The organism is Mobilicoccus pelagius NBRC 104925, assembly GCF_000247995.1.
GTDB classification, from domain to species: domain Bacteria; phylum Actinomycetota; class Actinomycetes; order Actinomycetales; family Dermatophilaceae; genus Mobilicoccus; species Mobilicoccus pelagius.
Map to the genome: position 1 here is coordinate 77,548 of NZ_BAFE01000003.1, position 16,938 is coordinate 94,485.

Below are 16,938 nucleotides of genomic sequence, written 5' to 3' on the forward strand. Positions count from 1 at the left end.
GAGAGTCGGTACCTCCCGGCGCCCCGTGTGCCACGGCGGCGCCCGAAAGAGGTCATGGAGTCGTGAGACGGCAGTCCTCGTCGAGGCCTCGGAGGAGGCGTTCGTGGAGAGGACGGCTGGTCGACGACGGGTACTGCATCCACGGGAGCGGGGGACTTCGAGCCGGCGGGACCGGTGGAAGGGATCGAACCGATCGTTCGGGCCGAGGCCGGATCGTCGCTGATGGATCTCGACTACGTGATCGTCACAGATCGACCCGGCGCACAGCCGCGCGCTCCCCGAGAGACGCCCCCAATGTAGCACGCACGGCCACCACGCCCACCGATGGAACACCAGGCCGCAGACACTGCCACGTCGTCGCACCCCCTTCGGGGGCCTGCAGGTCGGCCGCGGCGGCACGGGTCGCGAGGACGAGGACGCTCGGCCCCGCGCCGGAGATCGCCGCGGCGTGCCCCTGCTCGCGCAGGGCGTCGACGAGCGCCATCGACTCGGCGTAGGCCTCGCGGCGCTGCTCCTGGTGGAGCCAGTCGCGGGTCGCGGGAAGGAGCGAGGCGGGCTCGCTCGTGAGCGCGTGCGTGAGGAGCGCGGCACGGGCCGCGTTGAGCGCCGCGTGCGCGTGCGGGACCTGCGCGGGCAGCGCCGCGCGGGCGGTGTGCGTCGAGAGGCGGCTCGTCGGCACGAGGACGACCGGCTCGACGTCGGGGTGGGGCGTGAGGCACGTCGTGTGCACCCGCGGCCACGGCCCGGCGTGCGGTGCGACGTCGTCCTCGACCCAGGAGACCGTCATCCCACCGAAGACACTCGCGGAGGAATTGTCGGGGTGCCCCTCGAGCGCGGCGGCGACATCACCGACGAACGCGAGGTCGAGAGGGATCTCCGTGCCGGGCTCGGCCGCGGATGCCTCGCCACGACGCAGGGCGTCGGCGAGCGCCGCGCCGGCGACGATCGCGGCCGCAGAGCTCCCCATGCCGCGCCCCATGCGGATCGTGTTGCGGCACACGAGTTCGAGACCCGCAGGCCGCTCCTCCCCGAGCGCGTCGAGGCACCGGAGGAGGGTCGCGACGACGAGGTGAGTCTCGTCCACGGGGACCCCCTGGGCGTCCTCGCCGAGGTCGACGACGAGCCCGGGCTCCTCGCGCACGATCGCGCGGTAGTCGTCGAACACCCCCAGCGCGAGTCCGATCGAGTCGAATCCCGGACCGAGGTTGGCCGAACTCGCGGGCACCCGCACGTCGACGGCCGCGCCGGGGCGCAGGCTCACTCCCCCTCCACCCGCATGACCGAGGAGACGCCGACGACGACGTCGAGGTCACCGATCTCGCGCACCGTGGCTCCGAGGGCCTCGTCGGTGGCGCGGTGGGTGACGATGACGAGCTCGGCCGAGGAACGGTCGTCGGCGGCGACGGTCTGACGGACCTGCTGGATCGACACCCCGTGCCGGGAGAACGCCTCGGCGACCTGGGCGAGGACGCCCGGCCGGTCGGCGACGTCGAGGCTGAGGTAGTAGCGGGTGCGCGTCTGCCCCATCGGCAGGACGGGTAGGTCGGCGTACGCGCTCTCGGCGGGGCCGAGCCCGCCGCCGACGCGGTGCCGGGCGACCGCGACGACGTCGCCGAGTACGGCCGATGCCGTGGGGTCGCCACCGGCGCCGGGGCCGTAGAACATGAGCTCGCCGGCAGCCTCTGCCTCGACGAACACGGCGTTGAACGCCTCACGGACGCTCGCGAGCGGGTGACTCCTCGGGATCATCGCGGGGTGGACGCGGACGGAGATGCCCTGGCCACCGTCCTCGCGCTGCTGACGCTCGCAGATGGCGAGGAGCTTGACGACGCAGTCCATCTCGGCCGCGGCACGCACGTCGGAAGCCGTGACCTCGCTGATGCCCTCGCGGTAGACGTCCGGGGCCGTCACCCGGCTGTGGAATGCGAGGGAGGCGAGGATCGCCGCCTTCGCCGCCGCGTCGAAGCCCTCGACGTCGGCCGTGGGGTCGGCCTCGGCGTACCCGAGCGCCTGCGCCTGCTCGACGGCCTCGGCGAAGCCCTGCCCCGTGGAGTCCATCTTGTCGAGGACGTAGTTCGTCGTGCCGTTGACGATGCCGAGCACCGTGCGCACGTCGTCGCCCGCGAGCGACTCGCGCAGGGGGCGCAGGAGCGGGATCGCACCGGCGACCGAGGCCTCGTAGTAGAGGTCGACGCCGTGGGCGCGGGCCGCCTCGTAGAGCCGCGGGCCGTCCTCGGCGAGGAGCGCCTTGTTCGCGGTGACGACGCTCGCGCCGTGCTCGAACGCGCGGAGGATGAGGGAACGCGCGGGCTCGATGCCGCCGATGACCTCGACGACGATGTCGGCGCGGGTGACGAGCTCCTCGGCATCGGTCGTGAACAGCTCGTCGGGCAGACCCGTGTCCCTGCGGTCGCGGCCGAGACGTCGGACGGCCACGCCGACGACGTCGAGGGGACGACCGATGCGCGCGGCGAAGTCGTCACGCCCCTCCACGAGCAGTCGGGCGACGGAGGCGCCGACGACACCGCATCCGAGCAGTGCCACCCTCAGCGGGGTCTCCTCGCGGGCTTCGTGCTTCGCGTTCACCGACATTCCTTCGTCCTGGGGCTCGACAGTCACCCCTCCATCCTGCCCTGTGCCACATCGTGGATCGCGCGGAGTCCGCATCACGAAACCCGGTGTGTCGCGTCGGTCCCGCCGTCGACCAGGGTCCGGCAGGGCACCGTCGGGCGTCGGGGGACGCCGCGGCGGGCGGTCCACGGCCCTCCGCCGGAGCCGTCGGCCCTGCTCACGAGCCGCGTTCCCACGGCAACGATCGACCCGTCGTCCGCTCGTCGCCCACCCCCGCCACCCGTACGGGGACGAGGCCGTCAGTCGACGTCGAGCGCGAGGATGTCGTCGATCGTCTCCCGACGCACGATCGCCCGCGCCACACCGTCGCGGACGGCGACGACCGGCGGCCGCGGCACGTGGTTGTACTGGCTCGACAGGGCCCGGCAGTAGGCGCCCGTACCCGGCACCGCGAGCAGGTCGCCAGGGCGCAGATCGGCGGGGAGGTACTCGTCCATGACGACGATGTCGCCGCTCTCGCAGTGCTTTCCGACGACGCGGGAGATCATCGGCTCACCCTCCCCCGCGCGGTTGGCCGTCGTCACCGAGTAGTCGGCGCCGTAGAGGGCGGTGCGGGCGTTGTCGCTCATGCCGCCGTCGACCGAGACGTACGTGCGGTGCGCGCCGCCGTCGAGGGCGACCTCCTTGACCGTGCCGACCTCGTAGAGCGTGTAACCCGAGGGGCCGGCGATCGCCCGGCCCGGCTCGATCGACACGGCGGGCACGTCGAGGCCCTCGCGTTCGCACTCCCCCGCGACGATCGCCGCGAGACGCGCACCGAGCTCGCCGGTCTCGAGGGGGGTGTTCTCACTCGTGTAGGCGATACCGAAGCCGCCGCCGAGGTCGAGCTCGGGCATGTGGTGCCCGTGCTCACGCGCGACCTGCGCGTGGAGGCCGAGGAGGCGACGTGCCGCGACCTCGAAGCCCGCGGTGTCGAAGATCTGGCTGCCGATGTGGCTGTGCAGGCCACGCAGGTCGAGGGAGTCGTGGGCGAGGGTCCGCTCCACGGCCCGGGCCGCCTGCCCGCCGGTGAGGGAGAACCCGAACTTCTGGTCCTCGTGGGCCGTCGCGATGAACTCGTGCGTGTGCGCCTCGACGCCGACGGTGACGCGGAGCATCACCGGCGCGACGACGCCGAGGTCGGTGGCGATGCGGGCGACGCGGTCGATCTCGTCGAAGGAGTCCATGACGATGCGGCCGACGCCGTAGCGGAGCGCGTCCTCGATCTCGGCCGCGCTCTTGTTGTTGCCGTGCATCTCGAGGCGCTCCCCCGGGAAGCCGACGCGACGCGCGACGGCGAACTCACCCCCGGAGCAGACGTCGAGGGAGAGCCCCTCCTCCTCCACCCACCGCGCGACCTGGGTGCAGAGGAACGCCTTACCGGCGTAGTAGACGTCGAGGCTGACACCGGCGGCGGCGAATCCGGCCGCGAAGTCGTCGACGAACGCCCTCGCCCGGCGCCGGAACTCGGTCTCGTCGACGACGTAGGCGGGCGTGCCGAACTCCTCGGCGATCTCCGCCGCGGGCACCCCACCCACGACGATCCGCCCCCCCGCGTCGCGGTGGGCCCCCTCCGGCCACAGCTGCGGCAGGAGGGCGTTGACGTCGGCCGGGTACGGCAGCCACTGCGGGGCCGCCCCGTACCCGTCGGCGTGGAGGGCTCCGGCCTCGTGCGGACGCATCGTCATCTCGTCTCCTCGTCGTTCCCGGCCGGGCATGTCCACCCGCGTACACGTCGTCCGGTCGGCCGCGCGCGGTCCGGGAGGGACCTCGCGGCGATCGACCGCGGACCAGCATGGCGGTGACCTGCGGGGCCGCGCCGGGGCGTCCATGTCGTGAAACCGAAGTCCGCTCGCTGGGACGACGAGTCCGCGGTGGAGACCCGCCCCGGCACACCTGTCGACACGGCGCGCAGTCCCCGCGTGGTGCGTGGGCCCCGCCGTTCCGCTCAGAGCGGCGTCGGGACCTCGACGTCGAGGAGGTCGAGACCCGCACGGAGGACGACGGCGGTCGCCTCCGCGAGGCGCGCCCGCGCGTCGGTCCCGCGCCGGCCCGGAGACATGGGGTGGACCGCCGCGAACTCCGTCGCGACCGCGTCGAGGTGACGGAGGAGGAGCTCCGGCGCGAGCATGAGCGCCGCCTGCCCGGCGACGCGCGGGGCATCGATGAGGAGGGCCAGGAGTGGACCGTCTCGATCGGCGTCGGACGCGGCGGCCCCGCAGCTGCCGACACGCTTCTCGACCCGGCCGGGCGCCACGTCACGGCCGGGTCGTTCCTCCACTCCTGTGCCGAACTCCACGGGGCCCCCAGGGTGCGGGAGGGTGGGGCCGGCCGGCCGCAGCGCCGTCTCGCGGGCGACTCGCGCCTCACGGACGGCACATGCGTGGGCGTGGACGAGCCGGAACGCCGGGTTCGCCTCCGTCCGCCCGCTCCACCCCACGAGGGGGACCGTCGCACCCTCGCGCGCCGGAACGCGCAGGAGGCCGACCCGCAACGCGTCCGCACCGACGAGCATCGCGGCCTCCGCGAGAGCGGCGGACCCGTCCTCCCCAGGGGCACCGGCGGCGTCGACGCCCCTCACCGGCGTGCCGATCCCGGCGGAGGCGGGCGATCCACCGGTCGCCGGTGGGTTCGTCGACTCGCGGATGAACCGGACGGGGCCGACGCGCACCTCGGCCACGGGAACCTCGATCGGGGCGGGGCGGCGAGGTGACGCCACGGCGTCGCCCTCGAGGGTGGAGCCGTCGACCCGGTCGGTGACGAGGCGGAGATCGGGGCCGTTCGCTCCGGCCTCGTCGCGCGTCACCGTCGCCCCGGCCGCGGCGAGGAGGCGGTGGAGGCTCTCGGCGAGGACGGCGGCACGGAACTCCCGGACGTCGGCGACGAGCGGGGCCCCGCCCTCCACCCGGATCCGTCTCCCGGCACAGGCGGCCGTGTGCAGCCACCGCGGACCGTCGGCGACGATCTGCTCGACGACCCCGTGGGGTGTGGCGAGGGTGACGGTGAGGAACCCCGGCCCGGTCACGCGCGCGTCGGCCACCCCCTCGAGAGCCGTGAGCGCGCGGGCGAACTCCCCGGCGAGGACGGGCGCCGGACGTCCGGCCTCCCGCGCGAGTTCGAGGGCGACCCCCGTCGACCAGTCCCCGCCGACCTCCGCACGAGGCCGCCGCCACCGGGGGTCGACACGACGCTGCGCCGCGCCCCCACCGAGATCGGCGAGGACGCGGCGCAGCGCGTCGGTGAGTTCTGCCGGCGTCACATCTGCTCCGGGGCCTCCATGCCGAGGAGGTCGAGGCCTGTGACCATGACCTGGAGGGTGAGGGCGCACAGCGCGAGACGGCTCGCCCGCACCTCCTCGGAGTCGGCCTTGAGGACCGGGCAGTTCTCGTAGAAGCTCGAGAAGCTCTGGGCGAGCTCGAAGAGGTACGTGCACAGGCGGTGCGGCTCGTAGATCGCGCCGACCTGCGCGACCGTGCGACCGAACTCGAGGAGCCGCATGGCGAGCTCCCGCTCGGCCCGCTCGGTGAGCATGATCGGCGACGCCGCCGGGTCGGGCGCGGCCTCGATACCGCGGAAGATCGACCGGATGCGGGCCGCCGCGTACTGCAGGTACGGGCCCGTGTTGCCGGTCAGGGCGAGCATGCGGTCGAGGTCGAAGACGTAGTCCGAGTCGTGCGCGACGGAGAGGTCGGCATACTTGACGGCGCCGATGCCCACCTGGCGGGCGAGGTCGGCGCGGACGTCCTCGGGCAGCTCGGGCCGCGCCTCGTCCACGTACTTGCGGGCGTGGTCGACCGCCTCGTCGAGGAGGTACATGAGCCGCAGAGGCGCACCGGAGCGGGTCTTGAGGATCTTGCGGTCGTCACCGAGGACCGACCCGATCCTGACGTGGACGACCTCGACGTCCTCGGGCAGGTACCCCGCCCGGCGGGCCGTCTCGTACACCATCTCGAGGTGGAGGCTCTGGGTCACGCCGATGACGTAGAGGATGCGGTCGGCGTGGAGCTCCTCGATGCGATGCTTGACCGTGGCGACATCGGTCGTGCCGTAGCCATACCCGCCGTCGGACTTGCGGATGAACAGCGGCACCGGCCGGTCGTCGCGCCCGGTGAAACCGGGAAGGAAGACGACGAGCGCGCCGTCGTCCATCGTCGCGATGCCCTTGTCCTCGAGATCGGCGCAGATGCCGGGAAGCATGTCGTTGTAGGTCGACTCGCCCGCGAGGTCGGCGTCGGTGAGGGTGACGCCGAGCTTGGCGTACACCTTGTTGAAGTACGACTTCGACAGGTCGTAGAGCCGATTCCACAGCCGCAGCGTCTCGGGGTCGCCCGCCTGGAGCTTGACGACACGCGCGCGGGACCGCGTCGCGAAGTCGGGGTCGGAGTCGAACTTGACGCGGGCGGCCTGGTAGAAGGCGTTGGGGTCGGTCTCGACGACGTGCGCCTCGGGCGAGTCCTCGCCGACGTCGAGGAGGTGCTCGACGAGCATCCCGAACGGGGTGCCCCAGTCGCCGACATGGTTCTGGCGGACGACGTGGTGGCCGAGGTGTTCGAGGGTGCGGGCGAGACAGTCGCCGACGATCGTCGTGCGGAGGTGCCCGACGTGCATCTCCTTGGCGACGTTGGGGGCCGAGTAGTCGATCGGGATGTTCTGCCGCTCCTCGACGGGCACGCCGAGCCGCGGGTCCGCTGCGAGGTCGCCGACGAGGGAAGACAGCCACTCCTCGCGGAACGTGAGATTGAGGAAGCCCGGCCCGCTCACCTCGACCGAGGAGCACTCCTGCGACAGGTCGAGGTGGGAGACGATCTGCTGGGCGAGGTCACGTGGCTTCGCACCCGCCTTCTTGGCGAGCGCGAGCGCGGCGTTGACCTGCACGTCGGCGTATTGACTGGGTCGCAGCACGGGGTCGGCGTCGCGGTAGGCGTCGCCGAGCGCCTCGGCGATCGCAGCGGAGACCTTGGGGGCGATGACGTCGACCGGAGCAACCATGGACACGAGTCTAGAGCCCCACACCGGCACCCCCGGGCGCCCGTCACGCGGCGCACCCTCCCCGACACCCGACGGGTCTCTCGACCCCGAGCGGTGAGGATCACCCCAGGAGGCTGATACTCTGCTTCGGTGCCGCGGGGCAGATACCCCGCGTGCCCCCGTAGCTCAGGGGATAGAGCACCGCCCTCCGGAGGCGGGAGCGCAGGTTCGAATCCTGCCGGGGGCGCCATGTGAAAGGGCGTCGCGCATCGCGCGACGCCCTTTCACATGCTCGGGCGGCCCACACGCCTCGCCCGTGTCACACCCCGTGCCTCGCCCGGGGCGCCTCCACCGACGCCGGGCGATCACACCCCCTGCGTCCCACTGTGACCCGTTCGTCCGCGGCGACTCCCCAGGCCCCGCCTGCCACGGGACTACCGTGGTCGCGTTCCTGGGGCGTCGACCGTCGGCCGCGTTCCCGGACATCCCCCTGGCCACGCGCCACGAGCGCCCGAGAGGAAGTGTGCGATGCCCGCACGGACACCCACGAGCCCGACCGTCCCACGCCCCCCGGGCCTCCGCGAACTCACGATGCGCGGAGTGATCATCGGCGGGATCATCACCCTCGTCTTCACCGCCGCGAACGTCTACCTCGGCCTCAAGGTCGGCCTCACGTTCGCGACGTCGATCCCCGCCGCGGTCATCTCGATGGCCGTCCTGCGGTTCTTCAAGAACCACAGCATCGTCGAGAACAACATCGTCCAGACGATCGCGTCGGCCGCGGGCACGCTCTCGGCGATCATCTTCGTCCTCCCCGGCCTCGTCATGCTCGGCTACTGGACGGGATTCCCGTACTGGACGACCGCGAGCGTCTGCTTCTTCGGCGGCGTGCTCGGCGTCATGTACTCCATCCCCCTGCGCCGGGCACTCGTCACCGGCTCCGACCTCCCCTATCCCGAGGGCGTCGCCGCCGCCGAGGTGCTCCGCGCCGGTGACTCCACCGAGGGCGCCGAGGAGAACAAGCGGGGCCTCAACGTCATCACCGCGGGCGCGATCGGCTCCGCCGGCTACCTCCTGCTCGCCAAGCTCAAGCTCGTCACGGAGAGCGTCGGCAAGGCGTTCCGTGTCGGTTCCGGCGGTACGATGATCGGCTCGAGCCTCTCCCTCGCCCTCATCGGCGTCGGCCACCTCGTCGGCATCGCCGTCGGCCTCGCGATGGTCGTCGGCCTCGTCATCTCCTGGGGCGTGCTCCTGCCGATGCGCACCTCGGGCATGATCGGCGGCGGTCAGGAACTCGCCGACGTCGTCGAGACGGTCTTCAAGAACGACGTCCGCCTCATCGGCGCGGGCGCCATGGGCGTCGCCGCCGTGTGGACGCTCCTCAAGATCATCGGCCCCATCCTCACCGGCATCAAGGACGCCCTCGCCTCGACGAACGCCCGCGCCGCCGGCCAGGAGGTCGACATCACCGAGCGCGACCTGTCGATCAAGGTCGTCGCCGGCGTCACCCTCGCCTCGATGCTGCCCATCGGCGCATTGCTCTGGCTGTTCACCCGCGGCACGCCCCTCGAGGGCAACTCGGCCGGGCTCGTCATCACGTCGATCCTCTACGTACTCCTCGTCGGCCTCTTCGTCGCGTCCGTCTGCGGGTACATGGCCGGTCTCATCGGCGCGTCCAACTCGCCCATCTCCGGCGTCGGCATCATCGTCGCCGTCACCGCGGCCCTCCTCATCAAGGCCGTCCACGGCGCCGGCACCGGCGACATGACCGAGGCGCTCGTCGCCTACACGCTGTTCACCACCGCCGTCGTCTTCGGCGTCGCGACGATCAGCAACGACAACCTCCAGGACCTCAAGACCGGCCAGCTCGTCGGCGCCACCCCGTGGAAGCAGCAGGTCGCCCTCGTCATCGGTGTCGCGTTCGGCTCCCTCGCCATCCCCCCGATCCTCCAGGTGATGAACACGAGCTTCGGCTTCGCGGGTGCCCCCGGCGCCGGCAAGGACGCACTCGCCGCGCCGCAGGCCTCCCTCATCTCCACCCTCGCCAAGGGCGTCCTCGGCGGCGGGCTCGACTGGGGCCTCATCGGCCTCGGCGCGATGATCGGCGCGGTCGTCGTCCTCGTCGACGAGGTCCTGCGCAGGACGACGAGGCGTTACGCCCTGCCGCCGCTCGCCGTCGGCATGGGCATGTACCTGCCCATCGACCTCACGCTCATGATCCCCACCGGCGCCGTCCTCGGCCTCCTCTACGACCGGTGGGCCGGTCGCCGCGCCAACCCCGAGTCGGCCAAGCGCCTCGGCGTCCTCCTCGCCACCGGCCTCATCGTCGGCGAAAGCCTCTTCGGCGTCTTCTTCGCCGGCCTCGTCGCCGCCACCGGCGACGAGGCGCCGCTCGCGGTCATGGGCGACGGGTTCACCGGGATCGCCGACGTCGCCGGCATCGTCGTCTTCGCCGGCATCCTCCTCGGGCTGTACTCCTGGGTGCGGCGTCTCGCCGCCGCCGCGGACGGGGTGCGGGCCCGCGCCTGACCCCGGGCCACACGGCCCACGTCGCGCGATGCGCCCGGGCACCACGACGACCGGAGGGCGGCGGGTCACCACGACGACCGGAGGGCGGCGGGTCACCACGACCCGGCGCCCTCCGTCGCGTCCGGACCGTGCGCGTGGGATCCGGGCGGGATCGGGGGATCGGGCGGGGATCGAGGATCGGGACGGTCGAGGACGCGGAGGTCGACTACCGTCCCCGGCGTGAGCACCTCCAACCCCGCCCGCACGGCGAGTCCCGACCCCGGCCACCCCGGCCCCACGTCCACCTCCGGCGCCCGCCACGAGGAGGGCCCCACGGTCCTCGTCGCGGGGTGCGGCGACCTCGGCACCGAGGTCGCCCTCCGCCTCGCAGCTCGCGGCGAGCACGTCCTCGGACTGCGACGGAACACCGACGTCCTCCCCTCGAGGATCGACGGCCTCCCGGTGGACCTCACGACCGACGTCCCCGACCTGCCACCGGGTTCCTACGACCGGCTCGCCGTCGTCCTCACCGCGGACGGGCGCGACGCGGAGGCGTACCGGGAGACGTACGTCGGTGGACTCCGCCGCGTGCTCGAGGCTCTGCAGGTCCGCGGCGTGACGTCCGAGCGGGCCGTCCTCGTCTCTTCCACGGGCGTGTACGGCGACACGACGGGCGAGCTCACCGAGGCCTCCCCCGTCGCCCCCACGCGCGCCACGCACGAGGTGCTCCTCGAGGCCGAGGCGCTCTTCGCCCGCACGCTCCCCCATGGCACCGTGCTCCGTCTCTCCGGCCTCTACGGGCCCGGGCGGTCGCGCTTCGTCGAGAAGGCCCGCCGCGGGGAGGTCGAGGACTCGTGGACCAACCGCATCCACCGCGACGACGCCGCCGCTGCGATCGTCCATCTCCTCACCGACGCCGACTCCCCCGCACCGCTGCACCTCGGCTCCGACCGCCTGCCCGCCCACGCCCTCGACGTCGCCGACGAGGTCCGCGCTCTCCTCGGACTGCCACCGCACCCCGACCGTCCGCGGGTCGGCGAGGACGACGGGCGGCGCCTCGTGTCCGACGCGCTCGCCGCCACGGGTTTCGCGTTCACGTACCCGACGTACCGGGAGGGCTACGCCGCCGTCCTCGGCGGACACGGCCGACGCCACCCCTGAGGCGGGCGGCGCCCCTGTCGAGGCGCGCCGGTGGGTCCGTCGCCGACACCTCCCCCGGCCCTCCGGCGGGCCCGTCGACGCGTGTCGCGACGGGCCCACCTGCGCGTGTCACCGCCGGGCCGGAACGTCCGTGTCGCCGCGTCCCCGACGCCGTGGTGGAATCCGGTGGCGGACCCGCACCCCTGGCCACGATCCCCACATGTACCCTGATCGGGGTATGTCCTCGCTGCGTCAAGATGTCGTCACCGCGTCTCGTCGACGCCCGGCGTCGACGGACGTCGCGGGGCTCAGCCGTCACAGTCGACGTACGAAAGAGGCGTGAACTCCCGTGACCGACAAGCCCTCAAGCGACCCCCTGGCGGCGTTCGGCCCCAATCAGTGGTTGGTGGACGAGCTCTACGAGCAGTACCTCGAGGACAAGCACTCCGTCGACGAGGCCTGGTGGGACTTCTTCGCGGACTACAAGCCCGGCCGCCCGCGCAGCGGCGGCGACGCGGCCCCCGCGCAGAAGGCCTCCGCCGAGAAGCCCGCCGCCCAGAAGCCCTCGTCCCCCGACTCGGCGAAGGCCGCGAGGAAGGACACCGGCGGCGACGACGGCGCGACGAAGAAGCCGACGGCGTCCTCCGACAGCGAGAAGGCCGACAAGGCCCCCGGTGGGGAGAAGACGAAGACGGGCTCCGGTCAGAGGACGACGGAGACCGGCGACCGCAGCGCCGACAAGAAGCAGGCCGACACCCGCGCCAACGCCGACACCGGCGCCGAGGCCAAGGCCGTCAACGCCGCCGCCCACGAGACGAGCCCCGCGGCACCCATGCCCGGCTCCGGCGACGAGAAGTCCGAACCCATGACACGGCAGATGCCGACCTCCCGGGACACCCCCTCCGTCAAGGCCTCCACCGTCAACGCCGAGCCCGACGTCGAGAAGCTCCGCGGCCCCGCCGCGCGCATCGTCACCAACATGGACGCGAGCCTCGAGGTGCCCACCGCCACCTCCGTGCGCTCCATGCCGGCCAAGGCCCTCATCGACAACCGCATCGCCATCAACGAGCACCTGCGGCGCAACCGCGGCGGCAAGGTGAGCTTCACCCACCTCATCGGGTACGCCACCGTCAAGGCCCTCAAGGCCATGCCGGAGATGAACTACAGCTTCGACGTCGTCGACGGCAAGCCGTCCGTCGTCAAGCCCGCGCACGTCAACTTCGGCATCGCGATCGACCTGCCCAGGCCCGACGGCACCCGCTCCCTCGTCGTCCCCTCGGTCAAGGCCGCCGAACAGCTCGACTTCTTCGGATTCTGGAGCGCCTACGAGGACCTCGTGCGCCGCGCCCGCGACAACAAGCTCACGATCGACGACTTCGCGGGCACGACGATCTCCCTCACCAACCCGGGCACGATCGGCACCGTCCACTCCGTGCCGCGCCTCATGAAGGGCCAGGGCGCCATCATCGGCGTCGGCGCGATGGATTATCCCGCCGAGTGGCAGGGCGCGAGCACCGAGACGATCAACCGTCAGGCCATCAGCAAGACGATGACCCTGACGAGCACGTACGACCACCGCATCATCCAGGGCGCCGGCTCCGGCGACTTCCTCCGGATGATCCACCGCTACCTCCTCGGCGAGGACGGCTTCTACGACGAGATCTACGCGTCGCTGCGCATCCCGTACGAGCCCATCCGCTGGAGCCAGGACGTCTCCACGAGCCACGACGACGACCTCTCCAAGTCGGTCCGCGTCCAGCAGCTCATCCACGCCTACCGCGTGCGCGGCCACCTGCTCGCCGACACCGACCCGCTCGAGTACCGCCAGCGTCGTCACCCCGACCTGCAGCTCTCGACGCACGGCCTGTCGATCTGGGACCTCGACCGCGAGTTCCCGACCGGCGGCTTCGGCGGCAAGCCCATGATGACGCTGCGCGCGATGCTCGGCGTGCTCCAGGACTCCTACTGCCGCACCGTGGGCGTCGAGTACATGCACATCCAGGACCCGGAGCAGCGCCACTGGATGCAGGAGAAGGTCGAGGTCCCCGCCCAGCGCGTCGGCCGCGACGAGCAGATGCGCATCCTCCGCCGCCTCAACGCCGCGGAGGCCTTCGAGACCTTCCTCCAGACGAAGTTCGTCGGACAGAAGCGCTTCAGCCTCGAGGGTGGCGAGTCCACCATCGCCGCTCTCGACGAGGTCCTCCTCTCCGCCGCCCAGGACGGCATGGAGGAGGTCTGCATCGGCATGCCGCACCGCGGACGCCTCAACGTCCTCGCGAACATCGCCGGCAAGAGCTACGGCCAGATCTTCCGCGAGTTCGAAGGTACGCAGGACCCGCGCAGCGTCCAGGGCTCCGGCGACGTCAAGTACCACCTCGGCACCGAGGGCGAGTTCGTCGGCGAGAACGGCGAGAAGACGAAGGTCTACCTCGCGGCCAACCCCAGCCACCTCGAGGCCGTCAACCCCGTCCTCGAGGGCATCGTCCGCGCCAAGCAGGACCGTCTCGACCTCCACGGCGAGGCGTTCACCGTCCTGCCAATCCTCCTCCACGGTGACGCGGCCTTCGCCGGCCAGGGCGTCGTCCTCGAGACCCTGCAGCTCTCACAGCTGCGCGGCTACCGCACCGGCGGCACGATCCACGTCATCGTCAACAACCAGGTCGGCTTCACCACCGCGCCCGCGTCCTCGCGCAGCTCGGTATATTCCTCCGACACGGCCCGCACGATCCAGGCGCCGATCTTCCATGTCAACGGCGACGACCCCGAGGCCGTCGTGCGCGTCGCCCGCATCGCCTACGAGTACCGCCAGACGTTCGCCAAGGACGTCGTCATCGACCTCGTCTGCTACCGCCGCCGCGGCCACAACGAGGGCGACGACCCGTCGATGACGCAGCCGCTCATGTACCACCTCATCGAGGCGAAGCGCAGCGTCCGCAAGCTCTACACCGAGGCACTCATCGGCCGCGGCGACATCACCCCCGAGGACGCGGCCGCCGCGCTCAAGGACTACCAGTCCCGCCTCGAGAAGGTGTTCGTCGAGACCCGCGAGGCCACCAAGGGCCAGACGACCGCGGGCAACGAGGGCGCCGGCCTCGAGCGTCCGGAGGCACAGGAGCAGGACGACCGCACCCCGGGCCGTCGCGTCGCCACCGCGATCGACAAGGAGCTCCTCGAGCGCCTCGGTGACGCGTGGACGAACTACCCCGAGGGCTTCACCGTCCACAAGAAGCTCGCGAAGATGCTCGAGAAGCGCACCGAGATGACCCGCTCCGGCGGCATCGACTGGGCGATGGGCGAGCTCCTCGCGTTCGGCTCCCTCCTCACCGAGGGCACCCCGGTGCGTCTCGCCGGGCAGGACTCCCGTCGAGGCACGTTCACCCAGCGCCACGCGGTCCTCATCGACCGCGAGACGGCGGAGGAGTGGACCCCGCTGCTCTACCTCGGCGACCAGGCGCGTTTCTGGGCCTACGACTCGCTCCTCAGCGAGTACGCGGCCATGGGCTTCGAGTACGGCTATTCCGTCGAGCGTCCCGACGCCCTCGTCTGCTGGGAGGCGCAGTTCGGTGACTTCGCCAACGGCGCCCAGACGATGATCGACGAGTTCATCTCGAGCTCCGAACAGAAGTGGAACCAGCGCAGCTCCGTGGTCCTGCTCCTCCCCCACGGGTACGAGGGCCAGGGACCGGACCACAGCTCGGCCCGCATCGAGCGGTACCTGCAGCTCTGCGCGCAGGACAACATGACCGTGGCGTACCCGAGCACCCCGGCGAGCCACTTCCACCTGCTGCGTCGCCAGGCCTACGCCCGTCCGCGCAAGCCGCTCATCGTGTTCACCCCGAAGCAGCTCCTCCGCCTCAAGGCGGCCACGAGCAGCGTCGAGGACTTCACGACCGGCACCTTCCAGCCGGTGCTCGCCGACCACACGAACCCGTCGCCCGACAAGGTCGACCGCGTCATCCTCGCCTCGAGCCGGGTCGTCTTCGACCTCGAGGCGGAGCGTGAGAACCGCGGCGACGAGGCCACCGCGATCGTTCGCGTCGAGCAGCTCTACCCGCTGCCCGCCGACGAGATCGCCGAGGCCGTGGGTCGGTACCCGAACGCCGAGCTGTACTGGGTGCAGGACGAGCCCCGCAACCAGGGTGCGTGGCCGTTCATGGCACTGAACCTGCCGCAGGCCCTCGCCGAGCGCGGGGAGGAGCGCAAGCTCCACCTCGTCTCCCGGCCCGAGTCGGCCGCTCCCTCCACGGGATCGGCCAAGACGCACAAGGCGCAGGAGGCCGAGCTCATGAAGCAGGCCTTCGACCGCTGAGGCACCCCGCCTCACCGTCGACCCGTTCGACATCCACGTCGGGCCCCGACCGCCACGGTCGGGGCCCGACGTGCGTCTCGGCCCGGACATCGCCACGACACGGCGGGGCGGGCCCGGTGCGCGACGTGGCCGTCCGCCGTGGCGATCCGCCGTGCCGGGCGAGCCGAGCGGAATCGGAGGAGGGGGCGATGCGCCCCACCCACCGTGATGCCCCCCGCACCCCCGCGCCCCCGCCCCGGAGAGGTTCCCGGGCTCGCGGCATGCCACCCCCGGCGGGGGAGAGCCGCACAGTGGCGGCGATGAGGCAGAATGGGGATGTGTACTTCACCGACCGCGGCATCGAGGAGCTGGCGAGCCGCCGTGGGGACGACGAGGTCACGATCGACTGGTTGGCCGAGCAGCTTCGGGCGTTCGTCGATCTCAACCCCGAGTTCGAGATCCCCATCGAACGCCTCGCCACCTGGCTGGCCCGACTCGACGACGACGAGGACTGAACATCAGTGAGCACTGACGACACCACCGGCGGATACGACTTCGCCGGCCGCCCGAGCGCCGAGGGTATGGCCGACGCGCTGGACGACGGGATCCCGACGACCTTCACCCCGAGCGCGGACTCGTACGCCCACGAAGGGCCCCGTGACGTCGGCATCGTCTTCATCGGCGACGGGTTCGTCTCCGGGTACGGCGACCCCAAGGGCCTCGGGTGGGTCTCGCGGGTCATGGGCCGCACCTCCCACCCCGACCTCGACGTCTCGGCCTACAACCTCGGCGTGCGCGGCGAATGTTCCGCCGACGTCCTCGAGCGGTGGAAGAGCGAGGGCACGCTCCGTTGGCAGGAGCGGCGCGAGCGGCGCCTCGTCGTCGGCGTCGGGCAGAACGATGCGCTCGTCAACCTCACGACGGCCCGGTCACGCCTCAACCTCGCGAACGTCCTCGACGACGCGACGGCCCGCGGCATCGCCCCGTTCGTCGTCGGCCCCCCGCCCACGCTCGACCCGATGCTCAACGACCGCCTCGAGGTCATCGTCGAGGCCCAGGCCGACGTGTGCGCGCGCCGTTCGGTGCCGTTCGTCGACTGCTTCTACCCCCTCGTCGAGCACGACCAGTGGCTGAGCGACCTCGGCGCCTCCCGCGACCAGCGCCACCCCGGCCAGGCCGGCTACGGCCTCCTCGCCTGGCTCGTCCTCCACGGCGGCTGGGAGAGCTGGCTCCAGATCGGCTGATGCCTCCTCGTTCTTTCCCCGCGACGCCCTCGACCTCCTGGTCGAGGGCGTCGCGTCGTGTCGGGCGAGCCTTGGGCGGGTGCGCCGGGACGACCACGGGGAAGACCACCGGGGGGACGACCGGGAGGACGACCGTTGGAGGCGGGTGGGCGCTCTCGATCCGGTCTTCTGCGACCGACG

10 protein-coding genes and 1 tRNA gene are annotated in these 16,938 nt (G+C 72.0%); 6 read left to right on the forward strand and 5 right to left on the reverse strand.

The features are described 5' to 3' along the window. Positions 1-244 precede the first annotated feature (244 nt). The 5 genes from thrB to argS form a co-directional block, all read right to left on the reverse strand. Positions 245-1,261 (reverse strand): homoserine kinase, encoded by a 1,017-nt coding sequence (gene thrB / locus MOPEL_RS00810; RefSeq protein ID WP_009480941.1) that lies wholly within the window; start codon positions 1,259-1,261, stop codon positions 245-247. Then, complete coding sequence (locus MOPEL_RS00815) at positions 1,258-2,592, reverse strand: homoserine dehydrogenase (RefSeq protein ID WP_009480942.1); 1,335 nt, start codon at positions 2,590-2,592, stop codon at positions 1,258-1,260. Before MOPEL_RS00815 ends, thrB begins: the two co-directional genes overlap by 4 nt. Positions 2,593-2,870: 278 nt before the next feature. Next, positions 2,871-4,292, reverse strand: a complete 1,422-nt coding sequence (gene lysA / locus MOPEL_RS00820) for a diaminopimelate decarboxylase (protein WP_040632250.1) — start codon at positions 4,290-4,292, stop codon at positions 2,871-2,873. A 266-nt stretch (positions 4,293-4,558) separates the two neighbouring features. Continuing rightward, complete coding sequence (locus tag MOPEL_RS00825) at positions 4,559-5,869, reverse strand: DALR anticodon-binding domain-containing protein (RefSeq protein WP_009480944.1); 1,311 nt, start codon at positions 5,867-5,869, stop codon at positions 4,559-4,561. Next, positions 5,866-7,599 carry an arginine--tRNA ligase gene (gene argS / locus MOPEL_RS00830; RefSeq protein WP_009480945.1) on the reverse strand — a complete coding sequence of 578 codons (1,734 nt, stop codon included), beginning with the start codon at positions 7,597-7,599 and terminating at the stop codon, positions 5,866-5,868. The genes MOPEL_RS00825 and argS overlap by 4 nt, the downstream gene beginning before the upstream one ends. A 154-nt stretch (positions 7,600-7,753) precedes the next feature. Here argS and MOPEL_RS00835 point away from each other — a divergent pair. The 6 genes from MOPEL_RS00835 to MOPEL_RS00855 all read left to right on the forward strand — a co-directional run bounded on the left by MOPEL_RS00835 (position 7,754) and on the right by MOPEL_RS00855 (position 16,758). Continuing rightward, positions 7,754-7,828: transfer RNA gene (locus MOPEL_RS00835), tRNA-Arg, on the forward strand. 278 nt (positions 7,829-8,106) lie between these two features. Beyond that, positions 8,107-10,107 (forward strand): OPT family oligopeptide transporter, encoded by a 2,001-nt coding sequence (locus tag MOPEL_RS00840; RefSeq protein ID WP_009480946.1) that lies wholly within the window; start codon positions 8,107-8,109, stop codon positions 10,105-10,107. Between the two features lie 219 nt (positions 10,108-10,326). Further along, the gene (locus MOPEL_RS00845) at positions 10,327-11,247 is read left to right on the forward strand and encodes an NAD(P)H-binding protein (RefSeq protein WP_009480947.1); all 921 of its coding nucleotides are present in this window, start codon (positions 10,327-10,329) and stop codon (positions 11,245-11,247) included. 328 nt (positions 11,248-11,575) lie between these two features. Then, positions 11,576-15,535 carry a multifunctional oxoglutarate decarboxylase/oxoglutarate dehydrogenase thiamine pyrophosphate-binding subunit/dihydrolipoyllysine-residue succinyltransferase subunit gene (locus MOPEL_RS00850; RefSeq protein WP_009480948.1) on the forward strand — a complete coding sequence of 1,320 codons (3,960 nt, stop codon included), beginning with the start codon at positions 11,576-11,578 and terminating at the stop codon, positions 15,533-15,535. A gap of 317 nt (positions 15,536-15,852) precedes the next feature. After that, positions 15,853-16,029 (forward strand): DUF6104 family protein, encoded by a 177-nt coding sequence (locus MOPEL_RS16945; RefSeq protein ID WP_009480949.1) that lies wholly within the window; start codon positions 15,853-15,855, stop codon positions 16,027-16,029. A gap of 6 nt (positions 16,030-16,035) precedes the next feature. Then, entirely contained in the window at positions 16,036-16,758 is a 723-nt protein-coding gene (locus MOPEL_RS00855; RefSeq protein ID WP_009480950.1) for a GDSL-type esterase/lipase family protein, read from the forward strand. The last annotated feature ends 180 nt before the right edge of the window (positions 16,759-16,938 follow it).